The sequence below is a fragment of the Flavobacterium davisii genome (genome assembly GCF_042182265.1).
Lineage (GTDB): Bacteria > Bacteroidota > Bacteroidia > Flavobacteriales > Flavobacteriaceae > Flavobacterium > Flavobacterium davisii.
In genome coordinates, this window is record NZ_CP097869.1 from 80,061 (window position 1) to 92,812 (window position 12,752).

9 protein-coding genes are annotated in these 12,752 nt (G+C 30.1%); 1 reads left to right on the forward strand and 8 read right to left on the reverse strand.

Going from position 1 to position 12,752, the window contains the following annotated elements:
* Positions 1-235: 235 nt before the first annotated feature.
* On the reverse strand, positions 236-397 hold the full coding sequence (locus NAB20_RS00295) for a hypothetical protein (RefSeq protein ID WP_164849154.1): 162 nt from the start codon (positions 395-397) through the stop codon (positions 236-238).
* A 277-nt stretch (positions 398-674) separates the two neighbouring features.
* Positions 675-2,000, reverse strand: coding sequence for an IS110 family transposase (locus NAB20_RS00300; protein WP_127823170.1), 1,326 nt, complete (start codon positions 1,998-2,000; stop codon positions 675-677).
* Between the two features lie 741 nt (positions 2,001-2,741).
* On the opposite strand from NAB20_RS00300, the gene lysS reads away from it, so the two are divergent.
* Positions 2,742-4,433, forward strand: coding sequence for a lysine--tRNA ligase (lysS, locus tag NAB20_RS00305; RefSeq protein WP_105196140.1), 1,692 nt, complete (start codon positions 2,742-2,744; stop codon positions 4,431-4,433).
* A 173-nt stretch (positions 4,434-4,606) separates the two neighbouring features.
* Here lysS and NAB20_RS00310 read toward each other — a convergent pair whose 3' ends face one another.
* The 6 genes from NAB20_RS00310 to NAB20_RS00335 form a co-directional block, all read right to left on the reverse strand.
* Positions 4,607-5,959 carry a glycoside hydrolase family 19 protein gene (locus NAB20_RS00310; RefSeq protein ID WP_375605312.1) on the reverse strand — a complete coding sequence of 451 codons (1,353 nt, stop codon included), beginning with the start codon at positions 5,957-5,959 and terminating at the stop codon, positions 4,607-4,609.
* Between the two features lie 63 nt (positions 5,960-6,022).
* A complete protein-coding gene (locus NAB20_RS00315; RefSeq protein ID WP_375605313.1) occupies positions 6,023-7,594 on the reverse strand; it encodes a PepSY domain-containing protein in 1,572 nt (523 codons plus the stop codon).
* A 94-nt stretch (positions 7,595-7,688) separates the two neighbouring features.
* Positions 7,689-9,830, reverse strand: coding sequence for a TonB-dependent receptor (locus NAB20_RS00320; RefSeq protein WP_375605314.1), 2,142 nt, complete (start codon positions 9,828-9,830; stop codon positions 7,689-7,691).
* A 407-nt stretch (positions 9,831-10,237) separates the two neighbouring features.
* Entirely contained in the window at positions 10,238-10,636 is a 399-nt protein-coding gene (locus tag NAB20_RS00325) for a hypothetical protein (protein WP_105196136.1), read from the reverse strand.
* Between the two features lie 37 nt (positions 10,637-10,673).
* On the reverse strand, positions 10,674-11,708 hold the full coding sequence (locus NAB20_RS00330; RefSeq protein WP_105196135.1) for a cytochrome-c peroxidase: 1,035 nt from the start codon (positions 11,706-11,708) through the stop codon (positions 10,674-10,676).
* Between the two features lie 159 nt (positions 11,709-11,867).
* Positions 11,868-12,752 carry an MbnP family protein gene (locus tag NAB20_RS00335; protein WP_375605315.1) on the reverse strand — a complete coding sequence of 295 codons (885 nt, stop codon included), beginning with the start codon at positions 12,750-12,752 and terminating at the stop codon, positions 11,868-11,870.

Consider the following 12,752-nt stretch of genomic DNA (forward strand, 5'->3'; position numbering starts at 1 on the left):
ATCTTTACATTTTAAAGAGTTATAATACGATTCTTTTTTTAGACAACTTGTTTAACATTGATACAAACTTATAATTTGAATAATTTATTTGAATTGTATTTCAAGGCTTAAAGATTCTGGCGATTTTAAAATCTTATCAATTTTAAATTCTATCGTTATATTTTTCGATCATTAGAAAATATGGCTGTTTTATTTTATATGGCCTAACAGGTTTTGAAAAATGATATTTGACTATTTATTTAGATGCTTCTAAAATCATTTTATATTGTTCTAAAAAAATCTTATTGTTTTTTTCAAGCTGTTCTTTATGAACAATAACTTTTCGAATAAATTTTTTATCATCGTAAAAATAATTCATTTCAATACCACTTCCTAATAAAAAACTAGGATCTGCCATCCATTTCACTTAATTTGAAAAGATCTTGTCTATTTCCTATAAGTTCTTTTAAATGAGCAAGTGATTTAAACCCAGATTACGCATTAGACCCGAGCGTAGCGAATAGACGAAGTAAATCTATTCCACTTTATTTTTCTTCAAATTCAAGCACGTACTCAAATTTTAATCATCAAAATAGTTCACTATTTCTTCTTCTAAAATTTTCCGTGAGCACTTGAATTTATTGAAAAATTTTGTTTCACAACCAAGTCTAATGCGGAATTCTATCTAACTTAATTTAAGGAATTGATAAAGAAGTAGTTTCGATTCCGTATTTTTTAATCATTTTTTTAATTTGTATCGTTTTTTTATTCTTCATTTCTTGAATATATTGGTCTGTATTTATTGGTATATAATGTTGTTTTTTGACTATCATATTCCAAATTATAACTGCTATTTTTCTTGCTGTTGCTGTAATTGCAGCACCTCTTCCTTTTTTAAAAGAAATCCTTTTAAAGAACATAACGAGGTAACCTTCTTTTTTTCTTTCAATTGTATTTGCCGCATTTCTTAATGTCAATGCAAATTTATTTTTCCCTTTTGGAGTTCTGCTACTCAAAACCTTACCTCCACTAATTTTATTATTTGGAGCTAACCTGAGCCAATTCACAAATTGCTTGGAGGTCTTGAATTTATATATATCGGTGCCTATTTCGGCTAAAAAACTAGTAACGGTTCCTGAGCAAACTGATTCTATAGCAAAGAGATCTACTCCAAAAAGTTTTAAACTATATTTCTGTACATCAAATTTGGGTTGGTTTTTCCCTTTATTCTGTTTCTTTACCAATTCGATATCTTCTGATAAAACAATTTCTCTGGTTTGATTTTTCAGCACTTGATCAATACGAGTATCGGTGTTTTTTATTTTATCTTGAATAAGTCTGTAAATATCATAACAATCGGAAAGCTCATGTAGGTATTCATTGTTTATTTTACCTTGCAAAGCGTCGGCTATTTCTTCTTTGCTTTTTTTAACTCGTTTGTCGCAATATTCAGCTAATTTTTCACCTGAAGTTTCACCTGATAGTATCATCTCAATTACTCTTATTCCAGAAACTCCTGTGATGTCACTTATCACAACGTCGAGTCTGAAGTTCATTAAACGTAATGCTTTTTGCATTTTGTTTACAAAGCTTGAACTTTGTTCAATCAAACTAGAACGATGTCTATGAAGTGTTCTTATCTGCAAAGTGGTTTCAGAGGGCAAAAAAGAACCTCGTAATAGCCCTAAAGAATGAAGTTTCTGTATCCATTGTGCATCTTTCACATCTGTCTTTGCTTTAAGGTTTTTTGTTTGAGTCCCTTGAACCAAAAGAACTTCAAAACCATTTCCCTGCAAGATCATAAACAATGATTGCCAATAACTCCCTGTGGACTCCAAAGCAACACTACGAATCTTGTTCTCTTGAAGATAAGCTACCAAAGCGCATAATCCTGATTGATAAACATTAAATTCTCTAATTTGATTTTCATCCTGTCCTATGGCTACAAAATGAGAACGTGACCCAACATCAATTCCTGCAGCATTGGGATTTACAATTTGCATTTTTTCGAAACTTTTCATAAAATATCTTTTTATTAAAATGCGAGGAAATGTAATATCTTTGCTTAAATTATTCTATACGAGATAACATGGTGTTTCATCATTGATTGTCTCAAAGGGCTTCCAAATGGAAGCCTTTTTACATTTCAGCCAAAATCTGGGAGGGGATAAATTCACCATTTTATACATAGGCTTTGCTCGCAAGTGCAAGTTAGCTCTCATTTGTCAAAGAACAATACTTTCTTGAAATCTGGGTTAAAAGGAGTTTCTAACAAAAACAAATACTTTTTCCTTTCTTGATTGATATTGATTCGCATTAAAAAAAAATTTAGTTTTTTTATTTTTTCTTGCTCTTCTATACTAAGTTTTGATAGACTATCTTTTTTTGCTCTACTAAGTGTTTAAATACAAAAACAGAATCTATTTCTTTTCTAAACATTACAGTATCCTTGGGCAATATCGCTATTAAACTAAATCCATCCATTTCAAGAACGTATTTCCCTTGTTCCATCCAAATTAACCTCTATCGTTTCTTCAAAAACACAACTGGTTAACAAAAAGAAGAGCGATAATAGGGATACGACGTTTTTCATTTTATTTTTTGACAAAGATATCGATTCTATTAGTTCTAAGGAATTTGTAGTTTTTAAATAAATCACAAAAATAAACGATATAGTTATGTTATATTCTAATTTTAGACTTTTAAAACTTTTAAACTTTTAAACTTATGGTTATCTTTGCTGTCTTTAAAAAAATATTTTTATGCAACTTTCAGAACAAGAAATCATCAGAAGAGAAAAGTTGACCAAGTTACGTGAACTTGGTGTCAATCCGTATCCCGCTAATTTGTATCCAGTAGATCATACTTCGAAACAAGTGAAGGAATCTTTTGAAGAAGGTAAGAAGGTTGTGGTTGCAGGTCGATTAATGAGTAATCGTGACCAAGGAAAAGCTTGTTTCTCTGAAATTCAGGATAGCGAAGGACGTATTCAAGCTTACTTTAATCGTGATGTGATTTGTCCTAATGAAGATAAAACGCTATACAATACTATTTTTAGAAAGTTAGTCGATTTGGGTGACTTTATAGGAATAGAAGGAGAATTGTTTACTACACAGGTAGGGGCACAGTGTATTCGTGTTACAAATTTTACTTTTTTAAGTAAAACATTACGTCCTTTACCAATGCCTAAAACAGATGAAACCGGTAAGGTTTTTGATGAATTCATTGATCCTGAATTACGTTATCGTATGCGTTATGTAGATTTAGTGGTAAACCCTCAGGTAAAAGATGTATTTATAAAAAGAACAAAACTTTTTACTGCTATGCGTACATTTTTTAACACTGCTGGCTATATGGAGGTAGAAACACCTGTTTTACAGTCTATTCCTGGAGGAGCCGCAGCACGTCCTTTTATTACACATCATAATAGTTTAGATATTCCGCTATATATGCGTATCGCTAATGAGTTATATTTAAAAAGATTGATTGTAGGCGGGTTTGATGGAGTGTATGAATTTTCTAAAAACTTCCGTAATGAGGGGATGGATAGAACGCATAATCCTGAATTTACAGCTATGGAAATTTATGTAGCTTACAAAGATTACAACTGGATGATGGCGTTTACTGAAAATTTGTTAGAATATTGTGCATTACAAGTAAATGGTACTACGGAGGCTACTTTTGGAGAACACAAAGTAAACTTTAAGGCTCCTTACGCCCGTGTTACCATGACTGATGCTATTAAGCAATTTACAGGTTTTGATATAACAGGCAAAACGGAAGAGGAATTACGTGAAGCTGCAAAATCTATGGGCATTGAAGTAAATGATACTATGGGTAAAGGAAAATTAATTGATGAAATATTCGGCGAAAAATGCGAGGGTAATTTCATTCAACCAACTTTTATTACTGATTATCCAAAGGAAATGTCTCCATTAACAAAAGAACATCGTGATAATCCTGAATTAACAGAACGTTTTGAATTAATGGTTTGTGGAAAAGAAATAGCCAATGCTTATTCTGAATTAAATGACCCTATTGATCAACGTGAACGTTTTATGGCACAAATGGAATTAGCTCAAAAAGGAGATGATGAAGCTAATGGAATTATTGACGAGGACTTCTTACGTGCTTTAGAATATGGAATGCCTCCTACTTCTGGATTAGGGATAGGAATGGATCGTTTAATCATGTTTTTAACCAATAATGCCTCTATTCAAGAAGTATTATTCTTCCCACAAATGCGTCCAGAAGTAAAACCATTAGCTATAAGTGATGATGCAAAAACCATTATAGAACTACTAAAAGCAGAAGATAATCAAGCTTTAGCGGCTTTAAAAGAAAAATCAGGATTGAGTGGCAAAAAATGGGATGCTTCTATGAAGGAATTAGCAAAAGCAGGTTTAACAAAAGTAGTTGTAGAAGGCGAGAGTAAAACTGTTGTCCTTATGTAATTTACCAATATTGCTTTATACAAGAGAGCTGAATATACAGAACACAATATAAACCACAAGGAGAAATCACACAAGACTGACGATGTGATTTCTCCTTATTTTAAAACATAGATTGAATTCAAAATGATGTTATAGCATTTCTTTTTTACCAATCTTATCTTTATTGTGATGATTTAATTTTTAATAATTCTAAAAATTGCAGACTCTCCTTCGCTTATAACTTTCAATAAATAAATACCTTTTTCAAATTTATTACTATCTAACTCTGCACTTGTTTTTTGAATAGGTATTTTCTGAATTTCTTTACCATCTAATCCATATATAACAATTTGATCTATATTTTTTTTGTATTGTATTGTTAAATTTTCTTGTACTGGATTTGGGCTATAAATAAAATTTTCTAAATCAAAACATTTAGTTGCTAAAACATTTGCACTTTGATAATCTTGCATGGCATTAGAAGTCTCTTGAAAACAGGTAGTAGTATACTGACCTGAGTCTTCTCCTGCTATTTGATTTGAATTTAAACCTAATATTCCTAAATAATATTTATATAAATCAGAACGTAAAGCTACTTTTACTGTAAAAACAGAACTAGATGAACTTCTACACTCTAATCCTCCGTTAATGATATTATTAGTATGTGCAAATCCTTTTAAATACATTTTATTCATGGCATACTCTCCTATGTTTGGCACCCAAAGATCGTGCATAACTTGATGACAAGAAGGTTTAGGCCATTGTGGCATCATCCAAAACCAAATGGCAGATTTAAAAGCTAACACGCCATCTTGTTGTATTAAATCAGGATTATTTAACAAAACATTTTTGTCGTTATATAAAAACTTACTAAACTGTCCGTAATTATAATTCCATGATAATTGAATAGGACCTCTTCCATAATATCCTTTCGTAGGATTTGCAGGATATTCTGTACTTGCTTGACTATAAGCGCCAGCAGAATTGGTTACATTATAACCTAATTCATGTACAAAATACAATCCCCATCTAGCGTAATCTCCTAAACTTCCTCCTCCTACTGGTGTTTGCCATCCTCCAGTGGTTTCTTTTGAAATGTTAGCCAAAAAAGCACCTAATTCTCTTGTATTATTTACAGAATTGGAGGTATTAATAAAGTCTGCAAAATCAACATTAATAATGGTTTCAGGCGTTGTATTGGAATACCATGAGGCCTCTACGTCTGAATAGTTATAAACTACTTTAGAAGATTTTTTGGTAATGGTAATTAGTTCTCCATTTATTCCTTGTTTTTTTCTAATTTTCACCAAATAGTCTGCCATTTCATTACGGGCTTGTGTAAAATTATTATAGGAAAAAAAATCGGTGGTATAACCTTGTGGATGACCTAGGTTTAGTCCTGCTCGATTTGGAAATAATGACTGCCATTGGTCACTTGTTAAGGGATTTTGTTTGTGTAATGTACTCAAATATTCTTGAGAATATATGGATTGGCAGCAAATAATAATGGCTATCAGAAAAGACAGATTGGATCGGTTTAACTTCATATATTGAAAGATTTGGTTAATCATATAAAACTAACCAAATCTCTATTACAATACAACGTATTCTTATTTTTTAATTATTAATTTAAATCCTAAAAAAGTTAGTATCAACAATGCGATAGCAGCAAAAGTCATAACTAAATCACGAATAGGTTTTCCTGCCCAGTCCATCCATAAAAATTTATGAAAGATGGCAAAAGAATAGCCTTCTATTTGATCTGACTTACTTACTACAGAAGCAATTCGTGAAGTTGCTGTTTCTATAAAATAGGTTATTTTTTCGGGGGTATCATAGGTTAATTTTACCACTGGTAAACGTTTGTTTACAAAACCATATTCACGACTATCAAAATCGGTTATAATTTTGGTTTCGAGTAATTCAACGTTATCTATTCGACAATTTTTCGTTTCTTCTAACGTTTGATCTTCACAGCAGGTGGTCGTTTCAAATGATGAGTTTTCAAAATAATGGGCTAAAAATTCAGCATATTCTATATCTAAATCTTTAATTATCTTGTTAGTCTCTGCATTTAAATAGAAAACATCTGGTATAGGAGCTAATTTTTTTTTCTTTTTTTCTCCTTTTGAATAATCTTGAAAGGAAGGTTTTAAGTTTGCTTTTAATTCGCAACGATAATAGATAGTGTCTTGAAATTGTATAAGACTTAAGTTTTGAAATTTTGTCTTATCTACTGCTATTTCTATTGGATTTATTTTTATTTTATTGCGATTTAAAACAGGTTCATATATCATATTCTGAATTGGTTTAGCACTCCATTTTTTTGTTAAATGAAATGCACCGCTAAAAGCAAACCCAATGGTTAGTATTGAAAACCATAAACCTAGTTTTCGGTGATGAATACGGTTTTTATTTTCGGATGTAATTTGTATTTTTTTAAATGTTTTCCAAAAAAAACCGTAAATAAAAATTCCTGATAAAGCGGATAAGATAATGGTTCCTAAAAAGATAATCATAAAGGCTATTCGTATTTCATTGGTAGTAATAGCATCTAAAAAGGACCAATTATGAAAGGTATCAAAAAACCATATAAAGATTTGTCTAGACAAGGGATTAAAGGTTGCTAATTTACTGGATGTTGTTTCTACATATACTTGCATGTTGTCATTACGATCAAAAGTAATTTTGTAAACGGGTAGATATCTATTTACATATTTGTACTGATGGTCAAATTGGGTTAAATATTCTATTTTTAATATTTTGCTTTGATTATCATCTAAGAAATATTTTGCTAAATATTGTGCGTATTTTTCATCTCCTTGTTTCATTTTTTTACCATTGAGGGTATTAAAATAGGTTAAGGAATTATTCCGCAATTTTATTTGATAGAACCAATTATTGTTCATTTCGATAAAGCGACAATTCTTGAAGGTTGTAATTTTTTCTTTTTGTAAAATTTCTTGTAAAGAAACTTTTACTTTAGCTGGATCTATCGCTTTAGGTTCTATCCATTCATTTTTTATTTGGGGTTTAAAGAAGTGTGCCATAAAAGGGTGCATAATTCCAGATAAACACCATAATATAACGGGAATAAATGTTATATAGGCTAGTAACTTATGTCCTTTGTAAATACGTTGTTTTATTTTTTTCTTTATTTTTTGAATAATTGTTTTTATCATTATTTTATAAGGTTTTATGAGTTTACACTCAAAGTATTATTAAAATAGTGCTTATTAGCTTGATATTTTTTACATTTTTATCGGGTTTATAGAATTATAGGGATAAATTATATTGTATACCAAAAACAAAGGTTCTAGGTGCTGCTACGGTATAATTTGCAGAAGATTTGGATGAATTTCCTCTAGACACATTATAAGCATATAACTTATCTGTAAGATTTATGATATTTAAATAAGCTTCTATCCCTTTTATTTTGTATCCTATTCTTCCGTTTAGTACGTTGTAACCTTGATATTTTACGGTATTAATTTGGTCTTGAAAGAAGCTTGAAACATATTGCCATTCCGTTGATATCCTAAAGTTTGGTAACCATTTTGGATAGTAACTAAGTTCTGAATTTGTTATCCAACGTGGTGCGGATGGCATTTCTTTATCATTTAAATTTCTTATACCTTCTAAAGATTTTTCTGGAAACTCAAATTCTACAAATTTATGTTCTGAATAAGCTCCTCCTATTCTTATATTAACAGATTTTGAGATTTCATAGTTTAATCCTAATTCGATTCCTTTATGTGATGTTTTTCCTGCTGAACGATAATCTGTTGAGTTATCAACTAAACGTGTGTTGATTAATTCATTTTTACCTTCCATATAGTACAAAGAATAATCTATTTTTAATGTATTCTTTATCAATGATAGCCAGCCCCCTACTTCATAATTATAAAATAAAGCAGACTTTAGGTCGTAATTAAATTCTGCTGGAATTCCTGTTTTTCCTCCTGTTCCTGCTTTAATTTCAAAAATAGTAGAAACACTGGGAGGAGAAAAACCTTGTGCATAATTGGCATAAAAACCGAGTATTTTTAATGGATTATAGTTCATTCCTGCTTTAAAAGTAAATTGATTATAATCTTTAGCTCCATTTTTTTTGCTAATATCGTTGTAATATTCTAGATTCATTTTATCATATCGCCCTCCTAATGTCAGGGTTATATTTTTTACGGGCATGGTTTTTACTTGCGCGAAGACGGCATAATTATAAATAGTTCCATTGTATACTTTCAATCTTATATCTGGTCGTTCTGTAATAAATTCATATTGTGAAACAATTGTGGTACCTGGTTTTAGTATCGGTTTTAAGTCAATTTGATAAGCCTGATAATCAATAGGAGAACGGTCAAATAAAATACCTCCTACGAGGGTTGTATTAAACCAATTCATTTTTTGGGTATGTTGCCCTAAAATACCATAACTGGTAAAATTATTGGCATTAATTTCTCCTTTAGCATTTTTTTTATCTTCTGACACTCTAATAGCATAAGATGGATTTTGTCCTAATTGGTTATCTCGCATGAAAACAGTTAAGGAGCTCATGGCATCCTTATTCCAATTTAGTTCATAGGCTAACTTTGTACGTAAAGCGTTTGATTTACGGTAAGCAAAGTTAGTTTGACTTTGATAGGTTCTTTCATAAAAGTCTTGTTCATTTACACTGCCGCTCATTTGAGTATAATATTGCCCATAAAAAACAGTGGCAATAAGCTTATGATTAGGATTAAAAGTATAATCGAAACGTCCATTTATATTATATTTATCATAGTCTGAATAGGTCATCCAACCTTTTTTTTGAATGGTTGTTATACCTGCAATATGATATCCTAATTTACCTATAGTTCCTGAACCCATTGCTTGAAAACGATTAAAATTAAATTGATCTCCTTGATAACCTAATTTTAACTCTGGTTTGTTAGATGGTCTTTTGGAAATGAGATTAATTGCTCCTCCTACAGCTTCTGGCCCATATAGAGAAGAAACAGGTCCTTTGACTACTTCTATACTTTGAAGATTAAATTGATTAATTTCTAATAGTGCATTGTGATTAAATACACCTAAAGGACGAATAGGTAATCCATCTTCTAGATATAAAAAATAAGCATTTGTTGTCATGGGTTGTCTAATAGACATACTGTGTTGTTCATTTCCTAAATTGGTCATTAAAACACCTGATGTTTTATTAACTAACTCATATATAGCTGTTGCTTTAGTTTCTGCTATTTTTTTTTCTGTTAGCTTAGAAATAGCAACTGGTGTTTCTATTTTTTTTGTTTCTATTTTATTGGAAGTTACCACTACTTCTTCTATATGATGGATCTTTGTGGTATCTTGATTTTTTTTATTTTGTGCATACATTGTAACCACTCCTAAAAGAGCGATGAATACTTTTATTATTTTCATTGGAAGATTATTATTATAACATACTTTTCTTATAAGCAGTCTGTTTTTCAGAAATAAAAATTACCTGTTTTATCGAACGTTAATAATCGTTTTGTCTTTGACCTAAAATTGCATTAAACAACCATTTAGAACCAAATTAATGGTTTGTTCTGGTAGTAATAGTGGACTGAAGTGATTATTGTTGGATAATCCCAAATGAAGTGTTAGACCTAAACGAAGCGAAGAGGTAAAGCAATTTTATTATGAATAAAATATAACTTTGAATCTAAAAAGCACGTTGTTTTTTATCTTAAATAGAGTAGAATACATCGGTGATAAAAATTTCCTTCTATTTTTTATCTATTTATTCTGTTCATTTTCATCAAAAAGTCTAACGTATAATCTGGGATAATTACACAATATGATACTTAAAAATGGGCATTATATTGTACATCATTCTTAAACGAAGGGGGATGAAAAATAAAATTTTCTTCTAAAAAATAATATAAGTTAATATACAAGGTTGTTGTTGTTTTAAAACTAAAAGTGGGGTTTAATAACGTTAGACCATTTAAATTGGGGTAAAAAAATAGGAGTTCTTGTTCTAATTTTATCTGTTTTGTATTTTTTTGAAGAGGTTTTTCTTCCTCTGATGTTTTTGCCATTTGTTTTTTTAAATAACATTTGCCATTACATTTTAATTCTGGTTTATTCTTATTTTCACACAATACAGTACTTACGTAATCATAATTTATGATATATGAAAACACAGGTACTACAGGACGTAATAAAAATGATAAAACAAATATTAGATAGGCAAATTTCATTTAATGTTTATGAAGATTTTTTTGTACGATATTTGAACTATTTTTTAATAAATATTGGATCGCTTAATGTTTTCATGAAATAAATTAGATTTAATTTTTCTTCTTCTGTTAAGGCAATTTTATTGTTTTTATTTTTTAGAATAGGATCTAAATTATCTGCATTTAAAACCCCATTATCAAAATAATCTAACACTTCTTTTAATGAAGTAAACTGTCCGAAGCTTCCATAAGGAGCGGTGTATTCTATATTTCTTAAAGAGGGTACTCGAAAGGCGTGTATATCTTCCTTTTTTCCTGTTACTCTAGCTCTACCTACCTCATCATTGTTGGGGTTTAGAGGGAATCCTATATTTCTAAATGTTTGATCTGTAAACAATTCTGAAGCATGACAATTAGCACATTTTTGTTGAAATATTTCATATCCTTTTTCTTCATTTGGGGTAAATGTTTGTTCTTTTTTCATGACTTTATCATATTTACTATTAGAAGATATTAGGGTATATTCATATTGTGCAATACTTTTAAATATTCTTTCTTGTGTTATTTTATCATCGCCATAGGCTTTTTTAAACAGATCTTGGTATTCTTTATCCTCTTGTATTTTTGTTATTATTTCTAGGATGGAAGATCCCATTTCTTCTTTTGTTATGATGGGTACTATAGGTTGATGTTCTAATTCTAGTTCATTTCCATCCCACATATAAAAATTCATAAAGGCCAAATTTTGAATAGGGGGTGTATTGCGTAATCCTATACGTCCTAGAATTCCGATTGCTTTTGTTTTTTTGTCTGTAAATGCATTTTCTTGAATATGACACGTTGCACATGAAACAGAATTGTTACTACTCAATCTTTTTTCATTAAATAATTTTTCACCTAACTGTACGCCATATTTTGTAGGTTTATTATGAAGAAAAAAGCTATTTAATAGGGGAAAGTTCTTAGGGATTTGTATCAAAATTTCTGGGTTATCAAATTCCGAAACAGGAATGGGTTCTATATACACTTCTTTGTCCTTAGAACAGGAGTATAAAGTAAATAAAAGGATTAGAACTAAAGTTTTTAATTTCATATCAAAATAATAAAGAGAGGCTATCCCAAAAGAACTAACTAAATCTTTCGTTTATTGGTTCTTGTTTAATCTAAAATAATATTGTTCATAATATGTCTTTTATCTTTGTGAGCCAAATAAAACGATCATAATCTTTTGGGATCCTTCTCAAACTAATATTTAATTTTGAACTTTGGTAGCAGAAAACATTCCCATAACATCCGTCGTACCATTTCCTCCTATATTGTTTACAAAACGCATCATTTGTACAGCTGAATGAATATTGGGGGTTGCATTGTTATCATCCCTATCATTCGTTATTAGAGTAATCTTGTCTGTACCGCTTAATAATTTATCAAAATCAGCATTTATGGTAATTTTAGGACTCATTTTCCCCACAATTGCTTGTATTGGAAGATTTAAAATAATATCTCTATAAGCATTCACTCCTTGAACAAAATTTTTATTAGGATCTTTTTTTTCAGTACTTCCTGTATGAATTGAAAGATTGTTATTTGTATCACCGTAATAACCTTCAATTTTTACAAAACGGTAACCTGCACCCCATTCCCACATCATTTGTGTTTTATTTTCTCCGGCATTAGCAAAAAAGATGGGAAATTTTGTTTGATCTACTTTATTTAAATTACTTGGTACCCCTAATCCAAATTTAATCTGCTTATAATTGCCATAAGGAATAGCAGATAAAACATAATTTAATGTTTCTGGTTTTGATTGATCTATTACTGTAGCTCCTAAATCTAAATTTGACACATTATAAGGTACTTCTGTTCCGTCTTCTTTTACAAATCTTATATTACTTACTACGTACTTTATTTCTTTAAAAAGATGTTTTTGATTGTTTACTGAAATATTAGTAGTAACAGTGGCAGAAGCAGGCTCTCCTAGTACAATGGGTGTTTTTTTAAACGTATTTTCAAAAACTAATGTTACGTTATTAGAGGAAGTGCTTGAATCAAGTATTTTTTGATCGTCATCTTTAGTACAAGATAAAAACAATAATGATGAGATAGTTAATAAATAATATTTTTTTAAATTTTTCAT

Coding starts and splice junctions, on each gene's coding strand:
- NAB20_RS00335 (WP_375605315.1), bottom strand. CDS start 12,752: ATGAAAAATTTAAAAAAATATTATTTATTAACTATCTCATCATTATTG.
- NAB20_RS00310 (WP_375605312.1), bottom strand. CDS start 5,959: ATGAAGTTAAACCGATCCAATCTGTCTTTTCTGATAGCCATTATTATT.
- NAB20_RS00320 (WP_375605314.1), bottom strand. CDS start 9,830: ATGAAAATAATAAAAGTATTCATCGCTCTTTTAGGAGTGGTTACAATG.
- NAB20_RS00315 (WP_375605313.1), bottom strand. CDS start 7,594: ATGATAAAAACAATTATTCAAAAAATAAAGAAAAAAATAAAACAACGT.
- NAB20_RS00300 (WP_127823170.1), bottom strand. CDS start 2,000: ATGAAAAGTTTCGAAAAAATGCAAATTGTAAATCCCAATGCTGCAGGA.
- NAB20_RS00330 (WP_105196135.1), bottom strand. CDS start 11,708: ATGAAATTAAAAACTTTAGTTCTAATCCTTTTATTTACTTTATACTCC.
- NAB20_RS00325 (WP_105196136.1), bottom strand. CDS start 10,636: ATGAAATTTGCCTATCTAATATTTGTTTTATCATTTTTATTACGTCCT.
- NAB20_RS00295 (WP_164849154.1), bottom strand. CDS start 397: ATGGCAGATCCTAGTTTTTTATTAGGAAGTGGTATTGAAATGAATTAT.
- lysS (WP_105196140.1), top strand. CDS start 2,742: ATGCAACTTTCAGAACAAGAAATCATCAGAAGAGAAAAGTTGACCAAG.